This is a genomic window from Caballeronia sp. NCF2, from assembly GCF_023631205.1.
GTDB lineage: Bacteria > Pseudomonadota > Gammaproteobacteria > Burkholderiales > Burkholderiaceae > Caballeronia > Caballeronia zhejiangensis.
In genome coordinates this window covers 24,847-49,072 of sequence record NZ_JALQDN010000065.1, presented here as the reverse complement: position 1 = coordinate 49,072, position 24,226 = coordinate 24,847, and the positions used below count along the sequence as shown (strand labels likewise).

The 24,226-nt window shown below is 61.3% G+C and carries 22 protein-coding genes and 3 pseudogenes; 6 read left to right on the top strand and 19 right to left on the bottom strand.

What is annotated here, in order from left to right; all coding sequences use genetic code 11:
• Nucleotides 1–89: 89 nt before the first annotated feature.
• From NCS02_RS25995 to NCS02_RS25965, 7 genes are all read right to left on the bottom strand, one after another.
• On the bottom strand, nucleotides 90–1,310 hold the full coding sequence (locus tag NCS02_RS25995; RefSeq protein WP_250456928.1) for a glycoside hydrolase family 88 protein: 1,221 nt from the start codon (nucleotides 1,308–1,310) through the stop codon (nucleotides 90–92).
• A 118-nt stretch (nucleotides 1,311–1,428) separates the two neighbouring features.
• Complete coding sequence (locus NCS02_RS25990) at nucleotides 1,429–2,325, bottom strand: helix-turn-helix domain-containing protein (protein WP_175981668.1); 897 nt, start codon at nucleotides 2,323–2,325, stop codon at nucleotides 1,429–1,431.
• Between the two features lie 134 nt (nucleotides 2,326–2,459).
• A complete protein-coding gene (locus NCS02_RS25985; protein ID WP_175981670.1) occupies nucleotides 2,460–2,933 on the bottom strand; it encodes a MaoC family dehydratase in 474 nt (157 codons plus the stop codon).
• On the bottom strand, nucleotides 2,930–4,123 hold the full coding sequence (locus NCS02_RS25980) for a CaiB/BaiF CoA transferase family protein (protein WP_250479179.1): 1,194 nt from the start codon (nucleotides 4,121–4,123) through the stop codon (nucleotides 2,930–2,932). Before NCS02_RS25980 ends, NCS02_RS25985 begins: the two co-directional genes overlap by 4 nt.
• Nucleotides 4,124–4,153: 30 nt before the next feature.
• On the bottom strand, nucleotides 4,154–5,317 hold the full coding sequence (locus NCS02_RS25975; protein ID WP_175981674.1) for an acyl-CoA dehydrogenase family protein: 1,164 nt from the start codon (nucleotides 5,315–5,317) through the stop codon (nucleotides 4,154–4,156).
• Nucleotides 5,314–6,126: an enoyl-CoA hydratase/isomerase family protein gene (locus NCS02_RS25970; protein WP_250520050.1), complete on the bottom strand. Its 813-nt coding sequence runs from the start codon at nucleotides 6,124–6,126 to the stop codon at nucleotides 5,314–5,316. Before NCS02_RS25970 ends, NCS02_RS25975 begins: the two co-directional genes overlap by 4 nt.
• Before the next feature lie 4 nt (nucleotides 6,127–6,130).
• On the bottom strand, nucleotides 6,131–6,556 hold the full coding sequence (locus NCS02_RS25965) for a MaoC family dehydratase (protein WP_033535795.1): 426 nt from the start codon (nucleotides 6,554–6,556) through the stop codon (nucleotides 6,131–6,133).
• A 327-nt stretch (nucleotides 6,557–6,883) separates the two neighbouring features.
• Here NCS02_RS25965 and NCS02_RS25960 point away from each other — a divergent pair, with 327 nt between their 5' ends.
• The 5 genes and pseudogenes from NCS02_RS25960 to NCS02_RS25940 all read left to right on the top strand — a co-directional run.
• Complete coding sequence (locus NCS02_RS25960) at nucleotides 6,884–7,918, top strand: TRAP transporter substrate-binding protein (protein ID WP_008346643.1); 1,035 nt, start codon at nucleotides 6,884–6,886, stop codon at nucleotides 7,916–7,918.
• Nucleotides 7,919–7,971: 53 nt separating this feature from the next.
• On the top strand, nucleotides 7,972–8,505 hold the full coding sequence (locus NCS02_RS25955; RefSeq protein ID WP_008346641.1) for a TRAP transporter small permease: 534 nt from the start codon (nucleotides 7,972–7,974) through the stop codon (nucleotides 8,503–8,505).
• A 10-nt stretch (nucleotides 8,506–8,515) separates the two neighbouring features.
• Nucleotides 8,516–9,787, top strand: a complete 1,272-nt coding sequence (locus NCS02_RS25950; RefSeq protein ID WP_008346639.1) for a TRAP transporter large permease — start codon at nucleotides 8,516–8,518, stop codon at nucleotides 9,785–9,787.
• A gap of 221 nt (nucleotides 9,788–10,008) precedes the next feature.
• On the top strand, nucleotides 10,009–10,989 hold the full coding sequence (locus NCS02_RS25945; RefSeq protein ID WP_008346637.1) for a glycosyltransferase family 2 protein: 981 nt from the start codon (nucleotides 10,009–10,011) through the stop codon (nucleotides 10,987–10,989).
• Nucleotides 10,990–11,237: 248 nt separating this feature from the next.
• Nucleotides 11,238–11,480, top strand: a pseudogene (locus NCS02_RS25940) (helix-turn-helix domain-containing protein); the annotation flags it as partial.
• A gap of 128 nt (nucleotides 11,481–11,608) precedes the next feature.
• Here the strand turns inward: NCS02_RS25940 and gspG are convergent.
• The 3 genes and pseudogenes from gspG to NCS02_RS25925 all read right to left on the bottom strand — a co-directional run bounded on the left by gspG (nucleotide 11,609) and on the right by NCS02_RS25925 (nucleotide 13,903).
• Nucleotides 11,609–12,000 (bottom strand): annotated as a pseudogene (gene gspG / locus NCS02_RS25935) (type II secretion system major pseudopilin GspG).
• A gap of 434 nt (nucleotides 12,001–12,434) precedes the next feature.
• Nucleotides 12,435–12,914: a CreA family protein gene (locus NCS02_RS25930; RefSeq protein ID WP_250479178.1), complete on the bottom strand. Its 480-nt coding sequence runs from the start codon at nucleotides 12,912–12,914 to the stop codon at nucleotides 12,435–12,437.
• 346 nt (nucleotides 12,915–13,260) lie between these two features.
• Nucleotides 13,261–13,903 (bottom strand): annotated as a pseudogene (locus NCS02_RS25925) (SNARE-associated domain-containing protein).
• A 231-nt stretch (nucleotides 13,904–14,134) separates the two neighbouring features.
• On the opposite strand from NCS02_RS25925, the gene NCS02_RS25920 reads away from it, so the two are divergent.
• Nucleotides 14,135–16,426, top strand: a complete 2,292-nt coding sequence (locus NCS02_RS25920) for a heavy metal translocating P-type ATPase (protein ID WP_250523350.1) — start codon at nucleotides 14,135–14,137, stop codon at nucleotides 16,424–16,426.
• A gap of 293 nt (nucleotides 16,427–16,719) precedes the next feature.
• Here the strand turns inward: NCS02_RS25920 and NCS02_RS25915 are convergent, their stop codons facing one another.
• The 9 genes from NCS02_RS25915 to NCS02_RS25875 all read right to left on the bottom strand — a co-directional run bounded on the left by NCS02_RS25915 (nucleotide 16,720) and on the right by NCS02_RS25875 (nucleotide 24,201).
• Complete coding sequence (locus tag NCS02_RS25915; RefSeq protein WP_250523349.1) at nucleotides 16,720–18,069, bottom strand: ATP-binding protein; 1,350 nt, start codon at nucleotides 18,067–18,069, stop codon at nucleotides 16,720–16,722.
• Nucleotides 18,066–18,740, bottom strand: a complete 675-nt coding sequence (locus NCS02_RS25910; protein WP_244808395.1) for a winged helix-turn-helix domain-containing protein — start codon at nucleotides 18,738–18,740, stop codon at nucleotides 18,066–18,068. Before NCS02_RS25910 ends, NCS02_RS25915 begins: the two co-directional genes overlap by 4 nt.
• A gap of 30 nt (nucleotides 18,741–18,770) precedes the next feature.
• On the bottom strand, nucleotides 18,771–19,490 hold the full coding sequence (locus NCS02_RS25905) for a cytochrome b/b6 domain-containing protein (RefSeq protein WP_244808396.1): 720 nt from the start codon (nucleotides 19,488–19,490) through the stop codon (nucleotides 18,771–18,773).
• Complete coding sequence (locus NCS02_RS25900) at nucleotides 19,462–19,950, bottom strand: diheme cytochrome c (RefSeq protein ID WP_250523348.1); 489 nt, start codon at nucleotides 19,948–19,950, stop codon at nucleotides 19,462–19,464. Before NCS02_RS25900 ends, NCS02_RS25905 begins: the two co-directional genes overlap by 29 nt.
• A gap of 47 nt (nucleotides 19,951–19,997) precedes the next feature.
• Complete coding sequence (locus NCS02_RS25895) at nucleotides 19,998–20,417, bottom strand: DUF1924 domain-containing protein (protein WP_244808398.1); 420 nt, start codon at nucleotides 20,415–20,417, stop codon at nucleotides 19,998–20,000.
• A 696-nt stretch (nucleotides 20,418–21,113) separates the two neighbouring features.
• On the bottom strand, nucleotides 21,114–22,055 hold the full coding sequence (locus NCS02_RS25890) for a CopD family protein (RefSeq protein WP_244808399.1): 942 nt from the start codon (nucleotides 22,053–22,055) through the stop codon (nucleotides 21,114–21,116).
• Nucleotides 22,055–22,429, bottom strand: a complete 375-nt coding sequence (gene copC, locus NCS02_RS25885) for a copper homeostasis periplasmic binding protein CopC (protein WP_244808400.1) — start codon at nucleotides 22,427–22,429, stop codon at nucleotides 22,055–22,057. The genes NCS02_RS25890 and copC overlap by 1 nt, the downstream gene beginning before the upstream one ends.
• Nucleotides 22,430–22,493: 64 nt before the next feature.
• Nucleotides 22,494–22,841, bottom strand: coding sequence for a copper-binding protein (locus tag NCS02_RS25880; RefSeq protein WP_244808401.1), 348 nt, complete (start codon nucleotides 22,839–22,841; stop codon nucleotides 22,494–22,496).
• Between the two features lie 64 nt (nucleotides 22,842–22,905).
• Nucleotides 22,906–24,201, bottom strand: a complete 1,296-nt coding sequence (locus NCS02_RS25875) for a multicopper oxidase family protein (RefSeq protein ID WP_250523360.1) — start codon at nucleotides 24,199–24,201, stop codon at nucleotides 22,906–22,908.
• Nucleotides 24,202–24,226 lie beyond the last annotated feature (25 nt).

Genomic DNA, 24,226 nt, shown 5'->3' with positions numbered 1-24,226 from the left:
GGAGCAGTTGCCCACGCAGATCGGTAATCCGGCGCGCGCGGGTTATCGATTGCGCGCGCCGCGTTGCCGGCGATGGCTTCGTGAGACCCTCAGGCGAGCGCAATGCGCGTGTCGTCGAGCGGGCGCAGCTTGCCGGGATGCACGGCGCGGCATAGCGCCTCGACGAAGTAGAAGTCGCCGAACATGGTCGCACCGTCGACGCCGATATTGTGCGGCTTCGAGTAACACGAGTTATGCAGCAGCCCGTGCTGACCGTCGCGTGTGAATTCGTCGCGGCAGAGCGCTTCGAGCATCGCGAGGCCGTGGCCTTGCCATTTGCCCGCAGCGTGCGCATCGGGATGCACGCGTGCCATCTCCAGCAACGCCGACGCCACCACGGCGGCGGCGGCCGTGTCCTTGATCTCGGCGTCGCGGCCGGTCGCATCGAAGTCCCACGGCGGCACCTGACGCCCTTCGAGGCGGCGCAGGTAGTAATCGGCGAGACGCTCGGCGAGGTCCAGATAGCCGCGCTTGCCGGTTTCCCGCGCGGAGTTCACATATCCGTAGATCGCCCAGGCCTGGCCGCGGCTCCATGCGGATTCGTCGAACGCGCCCTGGAACGTGTAGCCGCGTTTGCGCGCGCCGCTCTCCACGTCGTATTCGACGGCGTGATAGGTCGAGTCGTCGGCGCGCACGAAGGCGCGCGCGGTCATCTCGGCGTGCGCGTCCGCGGCGTGCCGGTAGCTGCCGTCGTCGGCGTGATTGGCGGCCCAGTAGAGCAGCGACAGATTGGCCATCGTGTCGATCGCGGAGGCGCTGCGGCCGCGCGGATCGGAGATCGGCCCCCAGGACGCGAGATAGGCGCCGCCGCGCGTGGTCACGAGCCGGGCGCGCAGCTTGTCCGCGGCTTCGAGCGCGATATCGGCGAACCACGCGTCGCCGGTGATGTGATGCCCCGGCACCGCGCTGCTATCGAAGATAAAGCCGATGTCATGCGTGTTCGGATCCTGCGCGCGCTGGCGCACGAGCAGCATGCGGGCACGCGCCCATTCGAGAAAGCGCGCCTCGCCGGTGTGCAGATACGAACTCAGCAGCAAGCCGACCCAGAAGCCGCAGAACCAGTTGCCGTGGCTCCATGCGTCGCCGTCGTAGCCCGCAGAGAGCGACGCGGGCAGACGCACCCATTGACCATCGGGACCGGTGACTTGCGGGAATTCGACGCCGAAGGTCAGCTCGTCGGAAGCGACCTTCTGCGCGGTTTTATCGAGTGTTTCGCGAAACAGCTTTGCCTGGTTCTCGCTGAGTGACAGCGGGTTCATTGCGTTCGACACGGCGTCTCCTTGAGTTCGTCATTCGCAGGACGATTCTAAGAAGCGCCTGCGCGAGCGCGTTAGGATGAAACGCATGAACTGTTGGACATTTCCGCATCGAAGCGGCACATGACGACGCTCAGATGTGCAGCTTGTCGAGGCTGCGCCGATAGTCGATCGGCGAGCGGCCCGTGTGCTTGCGAAAGCATCGGCTGAAGTAGGCAGGATCGTCGAACGAGAGCATCGCGGCGATCTCCGCGACATTCACTTCGGAGTGCAGCAGCAGCCGTTTGGCCTCCAGCATCACGCGCTCGCGGATCAGCTTGGGCGCGGTGCTGCCGAGCGCCTGACGCGTCGCCTCGTTGAGCGCGCGCTCCGTGACGTTGAGCAGGCGCGCGTAATCGGCCGCCTCGTTGACCGAGCGAAAATGCTTCTCCAGCAGACTCTTGAAGCGGCGCGACAGCAGCACGCTGCGCGTCGCGGCGGCATCTCGCATGGCGGCGGCGTCGCACATGCGCGCGACCTTGATCAGGAAAACGTGCAAGTAGGCCCAGATCGCGTCGGTGTAGCCGACCTGTTCCTCCTGATACTCATGGCGAATGCCGTCCATCACGCGCGCCAGTTCGCGCACCTGCGCGTCGCTCAGATTGACGCACGGCGCGAGCTGCTCGAAGTTGTAGACGGGCACTTCGGTTTCGGTATGGCGGTTCTGCACGCGGAACGCGAAAAACTCCGACGAAAAGCTGAGCGAATAGCCGAGCGTGTCGGCCGAAAGATCCAGATCGTGAATCTGTCCCGGCGCCATGAAGTAGAGCGTGTTGGGACGCACGTCGTAGCGCACCGAATCGATCACATGCGAGCCGCTGCCCGCGAGCACCCACATCATGTGATAGAAGTCGTGCCGATGCGGATAGACCAGCGTCGACTTGAGCGCCTCGATCGGCGCGAGATGAAAGTCCGGCGTCTTGACGTGTGCGCCGTATTCGTAGTCCTCGATCCGGATCACCGGAACGTGACAGCAACATGCGGTATCCAACTGTCTCCTCCGTCGGCGGCGAGTGTCTTCGCGCCCGCCTGCATGCCCGCGCGGCGCGGGCGACTGCACGAGTGTAGCCGTGCCCGCGCCCGCCGGCTAACTGGCATTTACACCATGCGGCCCGCGCGGCGATGTCACGCCGCCGCGCTGCGCGCCATCAGCGCATGGTCGAAGCGCAGTTCCTTCAGCGCGGAAAGTCCGCTCAGCACGACGTGCCCTTGTTGATTGCGCACGGTCGTGTCCATCACGAGAATGTGTTTCGCGGGCTTCTTTTCGACGACGCATACGCCGATCGTCACCGTATCGCCGATATACACCGGCCCCAGAAAACGCAGCTCCTGTCCGACATACACGAAGCCTGGCCCTGTCAGTTCGGTGTGCGCCGCCGACACCAGCGCGGCCGTCAACAGGCCATGCACGACGCGCCGTCCGAACGGCGAGCATTCGGCGAAGGCGTGCTGCATGTGCAGCGGGTTCAGATCGCCGGACAGGTGCCCGAACGCGTCCACTTCGGCCTCGGTGACCGTGTGCACGTTCACCTGCGTACGGCCGATCTCGACGTCGTCGAAGCGCAAGAGCGCCGGCCAGTTGTTCGGTTGTGCGCTCATGCTTCTCTCCTCGATGTCAATGCGATGCCGCGTTCGACATAGCCGTCGATTTCCTGCGGCGTGTAGCCCAGTTCCGCGAGCACTTCGCGGGTATGTTGTCCCTGTTTCGGCGGATGCCGCCGCAAGGGCGGCGCCGCGCCGTCGTAGCGCACAGGATGCGCGAGCACGCGCACCGGTCCCGCTTCCTTGTGATCGAACGACAGGATCATTTCGTTGTGCGCGACTTGCGGGTCCTGCTCCACCTGCTCGTAGTCGTTGACGGGCGCGAACCAGATATCGTGTTCCTCGAAGGTGCGCATCCAGTCCTCGGTCGTGCGCGTTTTCAGCGTGTCATAGACAAGGCGATTGATCTCGTCGCGCCTTCGCACGTTGTCCTTCGGATGCGTGAATTCGGCGAGCGCGGGACACGACAGCGCATTCGCGAGCTTCTGCGTCGGCGTGAGCGACATCGCGATATAACCGTCACGCGTCCGGTACACGCCATACGGCGCGGGATGAAAACGGCTGCCCATCGGCGGATGCGTGCGTGCCCACAACGGCCCCTTGTTCATGTAATACGTGAACGGCTCGATTTGCAGATCGAGCGCGGCGTTGAGCAGATTGCTCTCGATGCGCGTGCCGGCGCCCGTGCGCTCGCGCGCCTGCAACGCGGCCACCACGCCGAATGCGGCGAGTACGGCCGCATGCTGATCGACGATGGCGGAACCGACCGGCGTGGGCGGCGATTCGGCATCGCCGGACAGCATGGTCAGTCCGCTCATCGCCTGCAAGAGCAGATCCTGGCCCGGACGTTTCAGATAAGGCCCGGACGAACCGTAGCCGGTACACGAGCAATACACGAGACGCGGATTGACTTCGTGCACCTGCGCGTAGCCGAAGCCCATCTTGTCGAGCACGCCGGGACGATAGTTCTCGACGAGCACGTCGGCTTCGCGTATCAGACGCCACACGATCTCGCGCGCGGCTTCGTCGCGCAGATCGAGCGAGATGCTGCGCTGATTGCGGTTGCCGAGCAGAAAGAACACGCTCACGCCTTCGATGAACGCGTCCGCGCCGGTCCAGCTACGTTCGAACGCGCCGCCGGGCGGTTCGATCTTGATGACATCCGCGCCGACATCGGCGAGCATCTGCACGGCGGCGGGGCCTTGCAGGAAATGCGTGAAACTCAGCACCTTGATGCCTTCCAGCATGAACATTCTCCTCTCGGTTTCAGCGCGCGATCACGCGAGCAGCGTGCGCGCGATGATCATGCGTTGTATTTCCGACGTGCCTTCGACGATCTCCAGCACCTTCGCATCGCCGAATGCGCGCGCGACGGGAAACTCGGCCATGACGCCGTAGCCGCCGTGAATCTGCAATGCCTGATGCGCGGCTTTCATCGCGTGCTCGGTGGCGAACAGCTTGGCTTGCGACGCCTGCACATCGAAGGGCGCGCCGGCATCTTTCGACGCGGCGGCGTCGTAGAGCATCAGACGCGCGGCGTGCGCATCGGCCGCCATGTCGGCGATCTTGAATTGCAGCGCCTGGAACTCGGCGATCGCGCGTCCGAACGCGCGGCGCTCCTTCATGTACGCGACCGAGCGATCCAGCGAGCCCTGCAGGATGCCGAGCGCGAGCGCGCCGATCAGAATGCGCCCCGTGCTGATCTGCGCGAGCGTCTGACGCAAGCCCGCGCCGCGTTCGCCCAGCAGTTGATCGGCGGGAATCGCGCATTGCTCGAAGAACAGTTCGTGCGTGATCGATGCGCGCCAGCCGATCTTGCGCAGCTTTCTGCCCTTGCCATAGCCGGGCGTTCCTTGCGGCACGATGAAGTTGGAGATCTCCTTGCGGCCGTCGGGTCGCGTGCCGGTGACAGCCGCGATCACGGTCGGCCCGCCGATCTCCGTACCCGAATTGCTGATGAACGTCTTCGCACCGTCGATGATCCAGCGTTCGCCGTCGAAGACCGCGCGCGTGCCGATATTCGCCGCATCGGAACCGGCGTCGGGCTCGGACAATCCGATCGCGCCGATCTGCGTGCCGTCGAGAATGGGGCGCAAGAAACGCGCTTTCTGCTGCGGCGTGCCGTAGTTGTTCAACAGGCTCGCGACGGTCGAGTTCGCCATGAGCGCATTGGCGACGGCGCAGTCCACGCGCGCGAGTTCTTCGAGCACGATCACGAACGACAGCCAGTCGCCGCCACCGCCGCCGAATTCGTCGGGATACGGCAAGCCCGTGAAGCCGAGTTCGCCGGCCTGCCGCCAGATCGCGTAGGGAAACGCTTCCTGCTCCCAGAGCGTCTCCGATTGCGGTGCGATTTCCTTCTCGGCGAAACGGCGCACGGCCTCGCGCATCATCGTGTGCTCTTCGCCGAGCCAGTGAGGTTGATTGAAGGTTGTCGTCATGGCGTGACCGGTGCGGTGTCGGCTCGCGCGGCGCGGCGTGCGCGTTTGCGTTCCACGAAGTGGCCCAGGCCCGCGCGCGCGCCTTCGCTCGAAAAATTCACCGCGTATTGCGCGGCCTCGAAGTCGAGTCCGGCGGACAAGGGCATGTCGCTCGCGCGATTCAGCGCGCGCTTCGCCATCTCGGCCGCGAACGGATCGTAGGAGGCGAGGGTGTCGGCCAGCGCGCGCACGGCGTCGAACAGTTTCGCGGGCGCGGCGATTTCGTGGATGAAGCCGAACGCCTCGCATTCGCGCGCGGAAAAGCGCCTGCCGCTCATCACGAAGCGTTTCGCGCACGCGAGCCCCATCTTGGCGACGGCGAGTTGCGTGCCGCCCCAGCCGGGCATGGTGTTCAGGGTGATCTCGGGAAATGCGAAGCTCGCCTCGCTCGATGCCACGATGAAGTCGCACGCGAGCGCCAGTTCGAAGCCGCCGCCGAGCGCGTAGCCGTTGACCATCGCGATGGTCGGCTTCGCGCTTTCATGCAGACGCAACAGCGCGCGCTGTCCGGCCACCATGTCGCGATAAGCAGAGACGCCGTCGAGCGACACGAGCCGCTCGATGTCGTTGCCCGCGGCGAACGCCTTTGCGCCGCTGCCGGTGAGCGCGATCACGCGCGTCGCGTCGTCGGCGAGCGCATCGGCGATTTCGGCTTCGAGCGCCGCGAGCATGTCGGGCGTGAACGCGTTGAGCTTGTCGGCGCGATTGAGCGTCAGGAGGCGCAGCGCGCCATGCTGCGACGCGAGAACGGGAAGCGTGTCGTTCGTCATGGCGTCACAGCACTTTCAGATAGGTCTTGCCCGATGCCACGACCACGCCGTCCTGGCGCGTCACGTCGGCGGCGAAGATGCACACGTTGCGCTCTTCATCCTTTTCTTCGAGCGTGAGACGCGCGCTCACCGTGTCGCCGATGAACACCGGCGCGTTAAAGGTGATGTCGTAGCGATACGATACGGCGCCGGGGCTCGGCGCTTTCGCCGCCATGTATCCCATCACCGTGGAAAGGAAGCCGACCGACAGGCAGCCCTGCGCGATGCGCTTTTCGAAGCGCGTGCCCTTCGCGTATTCCTCGTTGAGATGCACGGCGTAGAAATCGCCGACGATGCCGGCAAAGCCGTAGATATCGTATTCGGAGACGGTCTTGGCGAAATCGGCGGTGTCGCCGATTGCATAGCAATCCATATGAGGGCGTTTGGCCATGTCGATGTTTCTTCTCGGATGAGTTGGGGTTAACGCTGAACGATGCGTGCTGATGTTGCATCGCCGGCTTGGAAGTCACTTTAAAGACGCGTTACAGGCAACCGGTAGGACGGTTCGCGCGATCTTTTGGACTTTTTTGCATCGGACCCGGCGATGCGAAAGGGCAGCGTAAAAAAGTCCAAGAAATTCGACGACTGGTCCTAACGCACCCTCGCCGCGATCACAAATACTTGCGTCAACCCGCCGGCTCCGCATTCGCACCGGGCACTCGCACCGAACGATGCGGCGCACTCGCCGGGCGGTATCCATATCGAGCAAGGAGACAACATGAGTTCGCTTTTCAGAGCGCAGAGCATGCTGCGCATGGCGATGAGCGCGGCGCTCGCCGCGATGTGCGTGGCGGCGTCGTCTGGCGCGAGCGCGCAGGACAAGGTCGTGATGAAGCTCGGTCACACGCTGGCGCCGGACAATCACTATCAGTTGACCGCGCAGGTCTTCGCGAAGGAAGTCGCCGCCCGCACGCACGGTCACATCGAGATTCAACTGTTCCCGCAATCGCAGCTCGGCGGCGAAGTGCAGATGACGCAGGCGCTGCGCACCGGCACGCAGGAGTTGATGATCTCCGCGCAGGCGCCGATCGACAACACGATCAAGCAATGGCAGATCTTCGATATGCCGTATCTCTTCTCCAGCATGGACGAGGCGAACGGCGTGCTGCAAGGCCCGGTCGGGCGTAAGTATCTCGACATGATGAAGCCGGTGAACATGATCGGCCTGACGTGGCTCGCGGTCGGCGAACGCAACCTGTTCACGACCAAACGTCCGGTCACGTCGCTCGCGGACATGAAGGACCTCAAGGTGCGCGTGATGCAAAGCCCCGGCTATATCGCGGGCTACAAGGCACTCGGCGCGAATCCGACGCCGCTCGCCTACAACCAGTTGTTTCTCGCGCTGTCGCAAGGTCTCGTCGATGGCGCCGATACTTCGCCCGAGCAGTTCGTTCAGGACAAATTCTCCGACGTCGCCAAGCACTTCTACGTGACGCATGTGAACTATCTGCCGGTCGTGCTGGCGATGAGCAAGAGCGCGTGGGACAAGCTTTCGCCCGCCGATCAGAAGGCGTTCCAGGACTCGGCGAAGATCGCGGCGGACTTCGATCTCAAGGAGTACAAGCGCGAATACGACGCCGCGATCGCCGCGATGAAAGCGAAGGGCATTCAGGTCACGACGGTCGATACCGCGCCGTGGGCGCAAGCGACCAAGACCGCGCGCGACGAACTGATCGGCAAGATTCCGGACGGCCCGGCGCTGTATCAGGAGATCAATTCGGCCAAGCAGGCGCCGGCGGTCGCATCGAAATGACGGATGCGAACGACGGCCACCGCACAACCCAGGCACCACGGGAGGCGACACGCATGGAAAAGCTCGCGCGCGGCTTGATGTTCGTTGACGGCATCGTGCTGAAGATCAATCTGTTCGTCTGTAGCTGCCTTTTGCTCGGGGCGGTGATCGTCGCGGGGCTCGGGGTGATCTTCCGCTTCGTGCTGCACGATTCGCTGTCGTGGTCCGACGAAGTGTCGGCGTATCTGTTCGTGTGGCTGACGTGCCTCGGCGCCGCGGCCGGCGTGAAGCTGCGCGCGCATCCGGAAGTGCGCGTGCTGGCCGATCGCGTGCCGGCTGCGTTCGCGCCGCTGCTCAAGGACTTCACCGACTGCGCGATCCTTGCGCTCGGCGCGGTGTTCGTCCTGTACGGCACGGACATGCTCGCGCTGATGGGCACCGAAACCGCCGCGTCGATTCCGATCTCGATGGTCTATCCGTATCTCTCGATTCCGGTGTGCGGCGCGCTGCTCGCGTTTCATTCGCTGGTGCGGATCGCCGTCTCGCATCTTGCGCCGCAGACGCAGACCGACGCCACGCTCGTCGAGGGCGTGTCCGAACATCTCTAGGAAAAACATCATGTGGGCAATCGCATTTGGAGCAGGGCTGCTCGGGCTCGGCGTGCCGGTGGCCATCTGCATCGGCATTGCGGCGACGCTCGCGCTGTCGATCAACGGCACGTCGCTGCTCGTGATTCCGCAGCAGCTTTTTTCGAACCTCAACAACGTCGGCCTGCTCGCCATTCCGTTCTTCATGCTGACGGGCGCGATCATGGATTCGGGCGGCGTGTCGAAGCGCATCATCGAATTTTCGCAGGCACTGGTGGGCTTCATGCGCGGCGGCATCGGCCAGGTGACGATCGTTGCGAGCATGTTCTTCGCGGACCTTTCCGGCTCGGCGACGGCCGACACGGCAGCCATCGGCTCGGTGATGATTCCCGGCATGGTGAAGAAGGGCTATAACCGCGCGTTCGCGGTGGCGTTGCAATCGGCGGCGGGCTCGCTCGGGCTGCTCTCGCCCGTGTCGATGAGCATGCTCGTCTATGCCTATACGGCCAACGTGTCGGTCGGCACGATGTTCATCGCCGGTATCATTCCGATGCTGCTGGTGGTCGCGTCGTTCATGATCGTCAATTACGTGACCGCGGTGAAGAAGGGCTACAGCGCCGTCGAGCCGTTCGATGGGCGCAAGCTGTGGACGACCTTCCGCGAAGCGTTCTGGGCGCTGCTCACGCCGGTCATCATTCTGGGCGGCATCCTCGGCGGCATCTTCACGCCGGTGGAGGCGGGCGTGGTCGCGGCCGTCTATGTGACGCTGGTGAGCGCGTTTATCTTTCGGACGCTGAAGCTCTCGCATTTCAAGGACATTCTGGTGCGAACTTCAGTGAACACCACGCGTGTCTCGTTCCTGCTCGGGCTCGCGTTCGTGCTTGGGCGCTATCTGATCGAAGCGCAGATTCCGCTGCACGTCGCGAATAGTTTTCTCGCGATCACCACGAGCGCGATCGTGCTGCTGATCCTCATCAACCTGTTTCTCATCGCCGCGCATACCGTGCTCGAAACGATCTCGAGCATTGCCGTCGTGATTCCGGTGTTCCTGCCGCTCGTCGTGCAGATGCACATCGATCCGGTCGTGTTCGGCGTGATCGTGCTGATCAACTCGGCCATCGGCATCAATCTGCCGCCGATAGGTTTCTGTCTCTTCACGGCGGCTTCGATCGGCGGCGTGTCGGTAGAGAAGGCGACACGCGCGATTCTTCCCTTTATCTTCGCGCTGGTGATCGACCTGCTGCTGATCATCTTCTTCCCGCATATCCCGCAGTTTTTGCCGCATTTGCTGGGGGCGAAGTAAGCGGGCATTTGCCCTTCATCGGATAAGAAGGGCGAGAAAGCGCCCTTTTTCACATCATGCGCGCGCGTGGTGCAGGCGGCTTCTCGGCACGTGAGACGTTCAAGCCTCCGATCTGTCTTCGCCCAAAGCCGCACATCCACGCCGTTCATCGGGTAAACTCCTGTGGCACTAGTCGTTTTCCTGAATAAAGCACTCACGTGCAGTTATAGGGACGAAACTTCATGTCAGAACCGCCGAAAATCAGTGTGCTGGTGCCCGTGTACAAAGTCGAGCCGTATATCGAAGAATGCCTCGACTCACTACTGTCGCAGACTTCCACCGATTTCGAAATCATCGCCGTCGACGACAGCAGTCCTGACCGCTCCGGGGAAATGACCTTACGCATCCTCGAACAGCAAAGCAGAATTCGCTGGAAGTTCATCAAAAATGCTGAAAACAAGGGGCTCGCAGAGACTCGCAGGATTGCGGCACTCGCCGCGAGCGGCGAATATGTGCTCTGCGTGGACAGCGATGATCACGTTCATCACGATCTCATACGCCGGGTCGCCGAAGAAGCGGAGAAGCTCAATGCGGATATCGTAATTTTTGCCGCCGAGAATATTAGCCCGGACGGCAAGATCAATTATCGCGTCGAAGCCGGCGATACCGTCATGAGCGGTGTTGAAGCCGTAGAGAAAATTCTCGACTTGACGTTGCAGGCGTACTGCTTCAACAAGTTAGTACGCCGCTCGATCTTCCTCGCGATCGAGCATCCGACGGGGCTGATCTACGAGGATATTTGTGTTTCGGTCCAGACGCTCGGTAAAGCCAGCGTCGTTCGTCTCATGCCCGATACCTTGTATTCGTACATGTATCGCGAATCGGGCATCTCGACACGATTCAATCCGAAGATCATTGACATCTTTGCGATCATGGATCGGGTAGAGAAGAGCACGGCGTCCATGCCGATAAGAAATTACCGGAAGCTTTTCTTCAGGCTGAAATATGTCTATGGCTTTCGGACCATCGCGTTTCAGGCAGCGATCAAGGCGCCGACGTATCGGTCAGCCGAGCCTATTCTGGATAGCGTCGCGCAGAGGCTTCGTCTCAGGCACTTGCTCGGCATGGTTTCGGACCATCGGCCGAAGCTGTCGCTGGTCATGGCGATGCTGAAGATTCATCCGTGGATCTTCTATCGTTTCGTGCGACGATTCGGGCACTAGGCGGCGGATCGATCTCGCAGGGCCGTGCGAGCGTCGCTGCTCATCCCGGTTTTCTTCATGGCGCCTCGGCGGTGTGTGCGGCAGCTTTCGTCTGCCGCCTTTCTAACCGACTTTACATAAGCTTTACTAACAATGTTCCGAGTGTCACGGCAAAGTTGTAATGTCGTACTTGAGCAAAGTACAGATGTCGCACCGCAGGTATTTCGAGGGCAAGCTGGACTGGTTTTCGCACGCTGCGGAGGCCAGCCATGAGCGAGATCGAGACGATCACCATGACCATGCGCGAAGTCGATCGGCTGAAGGTCGTCGAAGCCGTCGTCGATGGACGGCTGATGACCTGGCGTGCCGCCGAGAGGCTGGGCATGAGTCGGCGGCAGGTCGAGCGCCTGGCCAATCGCTATCGAGCCGAGGGTGACGCGGGGCTGATTTCGAAGCGCCGCCACCGCCCAAGCAATCACCAGTTGCCCGATGACACGATCTGCCGCGCGTTGGCAAGCCGCGTTCGAGGTGCCGCGAACGGTTCATTGATGCGGTTCAGCTGTACAAGGAAATCCAGCCGACTCACCATCCGCCATTTCCACAGTCGTTCCGGCCGAATTTCGGCTTCGCATTGCTAAGGCTACTCCCAGGAGCCGACGTCGGAATCGTTGCCTTCGCCACCTGCTTTGGTGTCCGCTCCATAGCTGAACACGTCGATTTCGCCGTGCACGCCCGGATTCAGATACTGATACTGGCCGCCCCACGGATCGTTTGGCAGGTGCTCCAGATAGCCGCCGTCCCTCCAGTTGTTCGGCACCGGATCGGTTGATGGCTTTTTGATCAGCGAGCGCAACCCCTGCCCCTGCGTCGGATACCGGCCGTTATCCAGGCGATACAGCTTGAGCGCCTGAGCGCCTGCATGATGGTACCGATCTCTTGGTGCGCGGCGACGCGGCGCGCCTCGTCCGGACGGCTCATGACCTTCGGCACGATCAGTGCGGCGAGAATGCCAAGAATCGCGATCACGACCATGATTTCGACCAGCGTGAAGCCGCCATGACTGCGCACTTTGAACAGCTGCTTCTTGTTTTGCAGCGTTGCTTCCACATCTGCTTGGCCAAGTTTCTATTTAAATTAAGAGGATGTGTAGGGAGCGATATCTGTATTGGCGCGTCCGCTTACTTACCACCGAGAACCTTTAGCTGCTCGAGTGGGCATTCGGGAACCGCCCAGTCTAGCAATTCTCTGTCGCGGATGGCAGGAACGCGGTCGAGCGGGGTTGGCGCGCAACAGGGGTGCCCCGTGCGAAAACAGACCGGGCGGAATGTTGACGGAGAGAACGGGCCCTCCACGGAGAAGGGGCCGACGCGATGTTCGCCGGAACATACAGGCGCGCTCGTGTGATCGAAGTGCAGCCGAGACCTGGGCGCATTCCTCGGCAACGTGAACGAATGGATGGCCATCTCTTATTCCGCGGTTTGCCGGCCGCGTATAGGCAATCGGATCACGTCAACATGACCAGGCAGGTCCCCTGCGAGTTCACTTTCCGTGTAACTGAAATACAGCACCGTTAGCCTGCTCGGATCGAGAATCCGGAATACGTGAACGACCCTGAAGATTGGATCCACGGACTCGTCGAACACCTGCGCCTGTTTGGGGACCTGGTTTGGCATCGTCAGCTTGCCTACTTGATGACACGAAGCCTGCGCGTCAGGCGTACGCGTCGGCGGAGAGTTTCCACCCAGGGCATTTTCGTCGTGTGATCTTGAAACGTAGCAGGCGACGCCCTTCAAAAGGGGATCGTTATAAGCGGAGATGTCGATTTGACCACCGTAGCGGTGTGAATGCGTCGAGATTCTCGCCAATTGCTCGCCATGAGCGAGCGAGGACAGGAAAATGGCAAGTGCGGTTGCCACATTCGAAACAAAGACAAGGCTGCGTGCCATGACACATCTCCTGAAATTGTTCTGGTGGCGAAGACGAAGTCCCGTGGACGGTCGTACTTGGTGTTTCAGCCAGCCTATGACCGCGCGCATGTCGAGATTTGATGCACGTCAACGTATGGCCGACTAAACGGCATCGGGTTGCAATCAATTGGCGCCCCATCGAGCGACTTACGCCGACACTCAGTTTCGCGTTGCATGATGTCGCAGCCGCTCGTTGCATCTTTGAGTATTCTTGATCTTGTCCGCCACCGAAGAATGCTCGGTTTGCACAGAGGGTTAGGTGGCGATCCATCTCGGTGCTTCGAGGGGTAACGCTATGAACAATCGACGCCTTGTATCGATGTGCTCAATCTTTCGTGGTCCGCCCGTGCTCAGCGACAGGCGCACGGCTGACAGGGCGTCGCCACCTTAGCTTGCGTTGCTCAATCAGGCATCTTGCAGTCAAACTTCATAAGCAAGTACACGAGAGTGAGCAGGGTCAACCGGGTAATGATGAAGTAGCCACTCAGATATCCGCCTTCGAACTCGGACTCCGGATCGACGAACGCGGAAGCGAACCGTCCAAGATGAGCCCAGACTGAATAGCTGATCGCACGGCCGACAAAGAAAGCGACGCCGATGACTCGGAGTGGCAACCCCGACAGGCCATATGCGATGAACAGGTAGTTGGAAGGAAGCGGACCCAGGGCATATAAGAAGAAGGCGCCAACTGTCAGCTTTCTGCGCTTCTTTAGCCACACTTCAACCGCATCAATGTTTTCCCGGTCGGATTCGCGCATCAGCCGTCCTCGCACCAGGGAGCGCGAAGACCTGGCCAGCACCAGCCGTCCAATGGTTGCTGCGCTTGCGGCAACGATGGCAAATACGAATGGATTGCCCTTGGAATAATTGAACCCGACCCAGGACATGGCCATCCATGTGGGCGGCGCGAACGCAGGCACGAGATTGAGCAGCAGTACGACAACGAACAGCGTTGCCAGCGTCGACATGGCACCCCCGCCGATTGACATTCTTTCTAGCTTGCTCGTGCGACGGGACGCCAGGATTGACACGGATCAATCAGGTCGCAGCAAGGATCCCATCCGGTGGAGAGGGATAGTTGATGCTGATCAAGCAAATGTAAGGGATGCGTCCATACACTTTGACCCTGCTCGCGGTTCAAATTGAGCCGCAGAGGACTCGTCCCGCGTCGGATCTCGACTCATTTCTATCAACCCGTCATGTCACGCCTGTTAGACTCAGCCGATTTTGCACTGCTGCTGATCTCGGCGGTAAGCCTGATTGCAGGCTTACCGTTCGTCATGTCCGGCAACGGCGCAGTCGCGCACGCCCTCTGGACAGCTGGAACCTTGCCCGTCCTGCTCGCGCTATTGGTATCCGTTGTGAAGGCGCTGCGGCGGCGAGAAGCGGGCGTCGATGTGCTGGCTCTGCTTGCGATCGGGTTCGCTCTGGGTCTCAGCGAATTTCTGACGGCCGCGGTGATTGCCTTGATGGTCGCGAGTGGACGGGCGCTCGAACAATATGCAGAGCAGCGGGCGCGTCGGGAAATGACCGCGCTCTTGAGTCGCGCTCCGCGTCAGGCCAATCGATTCGAAGCCGGAGAGTGGCGCCGCGTTGAATTGGACACCGTGCGTCCAGGCGATCCTCTGCTCGTTCGAAATGGCGAGTTCGTTCCCGTCGACGGCTCGCTGGTAGGCCACGCGCAACTCGACGAATCCACGCTCACCGGCGAGTCCGTCATCCGACAGCGATCGCCGGGCGAAACGGTGAGTAGTGGTGTCGTCAACGTGGGAGCCGCGTTCGAGATGATCGCTGCTGCGAGCGCCGGAGACAGCACGTTTGCCGGGATCGTCCGCATGGTGGAGTCCGCTCAGCATGAACGGAGTCCAGCAACGCGTCTTGCCGACCGTTTTGCGCTGCTGTTCGTGCTCGCTGCACTGGTGCTTGCGGGAGGAAGCTGGCTCGCAACCGGCGACCTGGTTCGGGCTCTCGCAGTACTTGTCGTCGCCACGCCTTGCCCGCTGATTCTTGCGGTCCCCGTGGCCGTCGTCTCCGGCATGTCGCGTTGCGCCAGACGTGGGGTGCTGATCAAAGGCGGTGGGGCACTGGAGAGGCTGGCGCGCGCTAGCGTACTGTTCTTCGACAAGACAGGAACGCTGACAGGCGGATACGCACGCCTCGTCTCGATAGAAACCGCCCCGGGCGCTTCACCGGAGACTGTGTTGCGGTTCGCTGCGTCTCTCAGTCAGGCCTCTGCCCACGTCATCTCGGAATCGGTAGCCACGGCCGCGCGCGAGCGTAATCTTGTTCTTGCGGCACCCCGCCAGGTCGTTGAGCAGCCCGGCGCCGGCGTGCAGGGCGAAGTGGAAGGACATACAGTCGCCATCGGTTCGTTTGCTTTTGTGTCGTCGCTGGCAACGCCAGCCCCGTGGAGCGCAGCGTTCCTTCAGCGCGTGGCGTACGAGGGCGCTTCCGCAGTATTTGTCGGCGTGGACGGCGCCATGATGGGCGCCCTCCAGATGGCGGATCAGATCCGCCTGGAGACCCCCCGCGCACTGCGGCTGTTGCGACGGGAAGGCATCGGACGCTTCGTCATGCTCACGGGGGACCGTCGCGACGTTGCCGAGACCGTGGGCGCCATGCTCGGCGTGACCGAAGTGATGCCAGAGCAGACACCGTCAGACAAGCTCGAGGCGATTCGGGCAGCGCGTCGGGGAGGGACGGTCATCATGATCGGCGATGGCATCAACGACGCCCCCGCGCTCGCGGCCGCCGATGTCGGCGTTGCGATGGGTGCACGGGGAGCCGCGGCATCGTCAGAAGCAGCCGACGTCGTCTTGCTGGTCGATCGGCTGGACAGGCTTGTCGAGGGTGTGCGAGTGGCGCGCCAGACGAGGCGAATCGCTTTGCAGAGCGTGATGGCGGGGATGGCGCTTTCGTTTGCAGCAATGGCTGTCGCCGCCTTCGGATTTTTGCCGCCTCTGCTGGGCGCGATACTCCAGGAGATCATCGATATCGCCGTCATTGCAAACGCGCTGCGAGTCTTGCGAATACGATCGACGGAAACTGTCGGCTCCCTTTCCCATAGTGATGCGGATCACCTCAAAACCGAGCACCTCGAGCTCGGTCCGGTGATGGACCGAATTAGGGAACTCGCGGACAAGCTGCCGCGTATGCCAGTTACATCGGTTGCGGGAGCGCTCGCGATTTTGAACGAGATGCTCGAAGGTCAGCTTGTGCCGCATGAGCGGCGCGACGACCTGGAGGTGTATCCGGGCGTGGCACGTCTTGTCGGCGGAGAGGACCCGTTGGCGGCAATGAGCGCCACGCACCGCGAGATTTTTCGAATTACCCGGTTGCTCCGGCAAATGACGGAGAACGTGCCACCCCAGGGACCCGATGCCGCTGGAATGAGCGAGTTCCAGCGTCTACTGTATGGACTCGATGCAATCGTGCGCCTGCATTGCGCGCAAGAAGATGAATTGTTTCACTCGTTAGAGGAAGGACTTTGAAGAAAAATCGCCCAACCAATCGTATCAAGCCGCGTTCGCCTGAAGTAGCACGGAAGCGGGGCGTAGTACGCACGACCGGCTACGGCAACGCTGCCGGGTATGCTCCGCGCTATCTCACGCTTTCGAAGCGTGCCTGTGACGAACAGTTGAGCGTTGAGGAGCCGCGCTGCGTCATCGAGACGTAGCGGCTCGGTTGCTTGATGAAGGCGAACTCCTGCGTCGGTCCGGGTTAGGATCGACGGTGATCGCTCGAAGTAGGTGTAATCGGCGTGCAGGCGCTATGGCGTTTCGGATCAGATGCCGACCGCGTCCCACTTGACCTCGACTTCGAGCCCCCCGAGATCGCGGGATCGACGCACGTTGACCGCCGCTGCGTGAAGGTCCACGATTCGCTGCACGATCGACCAGCCCAGGCCGCTGCCGCTTTCGGCCGTGCCCGACACGCGGAAGAAGCGGTCCCCCAGTCTCGACCGATCCGCATCTGCGAGCCCCGGGCCGCTGTCTTCGACTGACAGCACGGCTCGGTCTTGGTTCGTGTCAGTCTTGATTCGCACCGATGCGCCAGGCGGGCTGTAGCGGATGGCATTGTCCACGAGATTGCGCACCAGAGCGGCGAGCAACGTTTCGTCGCCTGAGACATGGCAATCCTTCGCACCGTCGAATTCTAATGACTGCCGCTTGCCGAGGGACCTCGGCGCTAGTTCCGCGACCACCCGTTGCGCGAGCGCGCTGAGATCGACGGTCGTCAGCTCGAGTGTCGCTCCAGACTCGAGTCGCGATAGAACCAACAACTGGTCCACGAGACGTGTCGCACGGTCACACCCTTCTAGAGTAGCGTGCAACGCGTGTTGGCGAAGCGTGTCATCCGTTTCGGCCAGCGCGACCTGGGCCTGCGTTCGAACCGCCGCGATCGGCGTGCGCAACTCGTGGGCTGCATCCGCGGTAAAACGGCGCTCAGCCTCCCATACAGTCTGAATGCGGACGAACAACTGATTGAGCGCATCGAGTACTGGGGAGATTTCGGCGGGCGTTTGCGGCATTACGACAGGCGCAAGATCATCGGGGCCACGCAGGGCGATCGTACGACCCAGTCGTTTGAGGGGTGCTACGCCTTGCCGCACCGCCCACCCAGTTGCAATTCCGAAAAGCGGCAGGGCAAGGGCCATCGGCCAGAGCGTGCCGCGCAATACGGCGAGCAGTATCGCGGTGCGGGAATCGACACGCTCACCGACGTACACGCGGGTGTCTTCTCGCAGCACGCGCATTGAAAACACGCGCCAAGCTTCCCCATTAATCTGCACAGTCGCGAAACCTTTATCAATGTGACGATCCCCAGGGATCATGGGCTCGGTCGGTGCGTTGGCAGACCGGACCACCGCTTGCCCGTCATGAAATATCTGAAAAACAACCTTAGGCGCATAGGGGTGGGGCACGCGCGATTCGATGGTGTCATCGTCGTCGATCGACTGAGTTTGCTGGATGACTAGTAGCGCTGCGGCTTGAGCGAGATGACTGTCGAGCAGTTCATCAAGTTCTTTACGTGCGTCGCGCCAGATGAACAGCGCGGTAATCAGCCAGACGCCGACCACGACGCCGATCACCAGGACCAGCAGACGGCCTTGTAGTGAACGCGGCAGAATCATCGCGTGGCGGAGTCCTCGAGCATCAAAACGTAGCCGACGCCACGAACTGTCTTGATCAGGTCGCTGCCGAGCTTGGTACGAAGGCGATGAATGTGCACTTCCACTGCGTTGCTTTCCACCTCCTGTCCCCAACCGTAAATGGCTTGCTCGAGTTGCTCACGGGACAGCACACGGCCCGCGTTCAGCATGAGGGTCTGCAACAGATCGAATTCGCGCGAGGAAAGCGTTACCGGCTCCTCATTCTTGTAGACGCATCGCGTCGCGGGTTCGAGGGCGACGTTTTGAACGCGCAGGGCTTCCTGCGACACTCCGTGCGCGCGACGTACCAGTGCCCGTAGCCGAGCCGCAAGTTCCTGCAAGTCAATGGGCTTGACGACGTAATCGTCGGCGCCGATGTCCAGTCCACGGACACGGTCAGGAACGGTGTCGCGTGCAGTCAGCACGAGTACCGGCAAGGTCACGCCAGCGCGACGCACCGACGATAGTACTTCAATCCCATCCTTGCGCGGCAGCCCGAGATCAAGGACGGCCGCCGCGTACACATCGTTACGCAACTCCGTCTCGGCAGCGGCGCCGTCACGTACCCAGTCGACCTGGAATCCTACCTGTCGCAGGCCGGCACGAACGCCATCGCCTAGCAAGGGATCGTCTTCGATAAGCAGTATCCGCATTTTACGAAATCGTTTTGTCAGTCACCGCTGTCATTCGGACAACCTTTGCTGCCCGGCAGCGACATCATGTCCGAACAAAGGCAACATGGGTGCACCGTGCCATTGCCACCACCAGAACGCGAGCACGGCTATCAGCATCAGCGCGGCAACACTTCGCCATGCATGTCGAACGCCTTCGTCGGGTTGCCCGGATTTGTGCCCGCTGACCATCGCGCCGATGAGGTTTTCCCGATGGAGCCAGCTACTCACGACGACACCCGCGATGTGTACCCCAACCAGCGCTAGCATCAGATTGGCCACGCCTTCGTGCACTTCACCCAGCCACGTTCCGCCCGCATCGTTATAGGTCGCCCAACCGGTGATGGTCAATACGCATGCCAAAGCTAGCATGGCGACGATGACGACGGCGCCTGCCGGGTTGTGGCCGACATGACGTTGTGGGCGGCCACGCAAGAGATCAAGGACATACTGCCACGCGCGGGCGGGTCCGCGAACGAAGCTCGAGAAACGGGCGTACTTCGTTCCGATCAGTCCCCACCCTAGCCGAAAGATCACGAGACCGCCCGCCGTATAACCTAGCGTGACGTGGACGAGCCGCCAATGCTCGCTTTCCGCCGTCAGCCATGCACCGGCAAAGCAGGCTGCGAACAGCCAGTGAAACAGGCGTACGGGCGCATCCCAGACCAGAATACGGCTGTCCTCTGCGTCCGCCGCGGCGTTGTTATCGCGGAATCTGGATGAAGTGTTCATTGAAATTTCCTTGGTCTGCATGGGTATGGCACGCGGCGCAGTTCGATGCGCTCCTGACTGCTGGACGTTTCCATACAGCCGCGGATACCTCTGCGTGTTCCTGTCGAAACCACGTCGACCGGGTAATGCGTTCTTCGGGCGGTGACGCGGGCGCGCCTGCGTCTCCCGATGAATTCGCAGCAAGCCACGTCGAGATTTGTTTGACGGAGTCAGCGTCAAGCGAGGCATCGGTGCCGAAATGGTGGGACATATTGCTCAGAATGCGTTGCCACGATCCTGCGGACAACATACCCGGCGGGTAGGCGATATGGCACGACGCGCATTCCTGCCGATACTTCGGCAGGAGGTTGACCTGGTTACGCGTCTCATCAACATCGGCCGTCACGCTGGAAGCCGCCAGTGACGCGAGCAGAGCGCCAACCCAAACTCCTACAGAACGGGGCACGAGATTGAATGGCATCGGAAACGGTCCTGTCAGGAAGAGGTTCGTTCGAGGAGAGAAGTCGCTTACGGCCTCAGCGTCAGCAGCCACGCCAGCAGATCTGCCTTTTCGGATGAGGTGCACTCCCGTCCGACCACGTCGTTGCAATTGCGACGAAACCATTTCTCGGTTTTCGCTGCGTCGGTGAATCGCTCCGGGTTGAACGCAGGAGCGAGGGGAGTGATTGCCTTGCCCGTGGCCGCATGCTTGCCCGTCCGTGTGGGAATTGCGCCGTGGCACGTGGCGCAAGTCCACTCATGACCATGCGAAGAATTAAAGAAGAGCTGCCCCCGCGAAGGGAGTGGCGCTGCACCGTCCGACTGCGCCTGGTAGGAACTAAGAAGTTCAGAAGGGGCAGCAGCGTTGGCTGTGGCCATTGCAGTAGCGGTCGAAATCAGCAAGAGAGCTGCGCGCAAACGCCGCAACGAAAGAAGCGATCTGCTCATGAGATCCTCCAGTGGATATTGACCATGTTGTGCGGCCTTCCTTACCGGAGTCTTAAGCGCCGTTTCCTCGATGATGCCCCTGCCGGTCCGTTGTCACGGCGGATGTTCTACGCCCTGTCCGGTAACCGGCTACTTCGGGCAGTAGAGGAGGAGTAGGCGTCGCGGTGCGAAGCTCGCGCCGCTGGACCGTAAAGTTGCCCGTCGATACGTCGTCGAATTTGACGTCGCTTGGAGGACGTACTGGCAGCTCATGGCAGCGGCAATCGGCGATTCACCGGGCGCGCTCGCTTCTCATCACCACGGATTTGCGCTGGGGCCACTGACATTGGGGTCGGCTCCAGAGCCCGAAAGCCGGGCTACTGTCACACGGAGAAGTCGCTTGGATGACCGCTCCACTTTGATACCTGCCTTTGGATCCGTGACAACGCGGCGTGGGCTATGGGTGGTGAAGACTCGTTCGACGGGCGAAATGCCGACGTTTTTACCGCGCCGCGTCGCGAATGACAGCAATGCGGCGAGCTGCAGCCGCGCCGCGGACGAACGGCGAGCGTCGGCTTTGGCCGAAGTCCGTGCGTGAGCCACCCGTCAGGGCTCGGCCAATTACAGCCATCCGCCGTCTTCAGCGTGCGGTCACTCGAGCGGCTCCCTCACGCACCTAAACGGACATTCTCTTCGCATGTCCGAGGAGGTATGCGCTTAGGACGTTCCCGGGAGAGGACTGGACCCAAGAACTGCAGCGGCGCCAACCACGCCAGCGAGCACGACGGATTCGACTCGCAGAACAGCCGCAAAACGTTTCAGCGGTCGACCAGTGGCATCTGCACCTGCTTCCTTAAACGACGCAAGCATTCGCGGCATCTCAACGAACCGGTTATGTGCGCCAAGCGCGGCGGCAATGAGCACGAGGGCGAGCTTGAGCAACAGTACTTGCCCGTACGTCGACGTCACTAAGCTCTCAGACGTGTTCACCCCGCGCCATCCGTTGTAAGCACCGGTGATGAACAGGACGACCAGCGCGAGCGTGGCCGCGTCAGACAGCGACCGGACGAACGCTGAACTGTTCGCACGCTCCGCAACTGGAGCACTGAACATGCGTGGCAGAACGACAAAGGTTGTCACGAGGACGAGCCCGACCCAGACGCTGATGGAAAGCAAATGGAACCAGTCGACCCACACGGGCACGCTGAGTGCGCCAGCATCGACGGGATGGCCCGCATGGCTACGCGACAAAGCAACACTTGCGAGCGCGAGCCAAAGGACCCGCTTAAAGCGTATCGGACGTCCCGACTGCGCAAGCGACAGAATGGTCACGACAAGCATGGAACCCGCGCCTGCGAGCCATGCGTGACCAAAGCCGGTCTCTACGAGCATTGAGCGGACAGCGGGACCCGCTTCCGCGAGTGTTGAGTCGCTCATCAGCGCGCAATGAATCCAGAATGCGCTAGCGCTGGAGAAAAGCACAGCAAACGACGCGATGCGCAAGGTGAGGAGCAGGTGCCAACTGAGCCGGGTCTGCCATCGCGATGTGCGGCGAGACAACCATGCATCACTCAGCAACGCGCCTACGACAATCGCGAAGCTGATGTTTTGAAGCGCCACAAACGCCAGCCGCAAAACGCCGAGGAAACCGTCGTTCATCACTTCACCGCAAACGTGTAAGTGCCCTTTGTCTTGTGGGCATCATGCGTCATAACGGCCCACTGCACGGTGTAAGAGCCAGGAGCCAGCTTCGGAACTGCAATCGTCATCACTCGCGGATTCGATGAGTCGACCTTTGCTTTCTCATTGGTCGCAGGGGACCCGGATGCATCGACGACTTTTATCGTGCTGAACGTGGACTCGAGGTCCTCGTTGAACGTCAGGCGAAGCGACTCTGGCGAGCCATCGATTGTGCTGCCGGCCGTCGGTGTCGCGCTTTCAAGCTTGCCGTGGGCAAATGCGAGTGCGGGCGATAGCACAAGAGCAGTGATTGTCGCTGCCCGAACAAAAAGCGTGTACGTGTGGGTATTCACGATTGTTATCTCCCGGGATTGATTCGCGCGTTCGACAGCTATATCGTCGGCGCCCCATTCAGGTTCACTGCTTCTGCAGCTTCGTCACAGTGAGAGCGCCGTTGACTTCTTCTGCGACGAAATCAATCTTGTCGCCGACCTTCACTTGCGACAACATGGCCGGGTCACTTACCTTGAACACCATCGTCATCGCTTCCATGTCGAGATTTTCGAGCGGCCCGTGTTTGATGGTCAGCTTGCCGGCGGCGGTGTCCACTTTCTTCACTTCGCCATGCGACATGCTGTTCTTTGCGTCCCCGCCGGCTTGCGCGCCGCTTGCCATATTTGTGCCGGCCGTGTCGCCGGCCGCGTGGGCGGTCCCGGAAATTGCCACGGCACATCCCATCACAATCGAAACAATCGCGTTCTTCATCACGTTCTCTCCCAACGTTGAAATTACAAATATCGGCCGGAGTCGTCTCTGGCCTTTCGCCAAGTCAGGTACCCGGCAACTCACCGGTGTACTCGTAAGCCACGGTTCCCTTCGGATGCTTGAACCAGCCCGGGTCGCGATAGTCATTGCGACCGAGTCCTTCACGCACCTTGACGACGGTGAACATGCCGCCCATCTCCAGCGCGCCGAAGGGCCCCGTGCCCGTCATCATCGGAAGCGTGTTTTCCGGCAGCGGCATTTCCATCTCACCCATCGCTCCCCCAGAACTACCCATCGCCATGTAGTCCGGCACGAGCTTGTTGATGCGCTTCGCGAGGTCTTTCTGCGGCACGCCAATTAGGTTTGGCACCTGATGTCCCATCGCATTCATCGTGTGATGCGATTTGTGGCAGTGAAACGCCCAGTCGCCGGGCCGGTTTGCCGTGAACTCGATGGCGCGCATCTGACCGACCGCGACGTCGGCGGTGACTTCCGGCCAGCGCGCGGAGGGCGGAATCCATCCTCCGTCGGTTCCTGCGACCTCGAAGCTGTACCCATGCAAATGAATCGGGTGATTGGTCATCGTCAGGTTGCCGAAGCGGATGCGAACACGGTCGCCGGCGCGCACGGGTAGCGAGTCGATGCCCGGAAAGACCCGCGAATTCCACGTCCACATGTTGAAGTCCGTCATTTCGTTGACGCGGGGTGTGAAGCTGCCCGGGTCGATGTCGTACGCGGACATCAGAAACACGAAGTCGCGGTCCACCGGCATGACGCTGCGGTCCTTCGGATGGACGATGAACGTGCCCATCATTCCCATAGCCATCTGCACCATCTCGTCAGCATGTGGGTGATACATGAAGGTGCCGTGCTTCTCGAGCTGGAATTCGTAGACGAACGTCTTGCCCGGCGGGATGTGTGGTTGAGTCAAGCCCCCGACGCCGTCCATCCCCGAAGGCACCAGCATCCCGTGCCAATGGACGGTGGTGTGTTCCGGGAGTTTGTTGGTGACAAAGATGCGGACCTTGTCGCCTTCCACCGCTTCGATGGTCGGACCGGGTGCCTGGCCGTTGTAACCCCAAAGATTCGCTTTCATGCCGGGCGCCATCTCGCGGACCACAGGCTCGGCAATCAAGTGGAACTCCTTCCACCCGTTCTTCATCCGCCACGGCAGTGACCAGCCGTTCAATGTCGCGACGGGCGTATATGGGCGACCATTGGGTGGGACCAGAGGTGGCTGTGTGGCAGTCTGTTCCATGATGGGCGCCTCTGGAAGTGAGGCTGCGCCCGCCTTGCTGACCAACGCCGCGCCGAGGAGCGCAGCACCCGAGCCGCCGATAAAGCTTCGACGTGAAACCATGTTCATTCACCTTCTGAATTCGTCG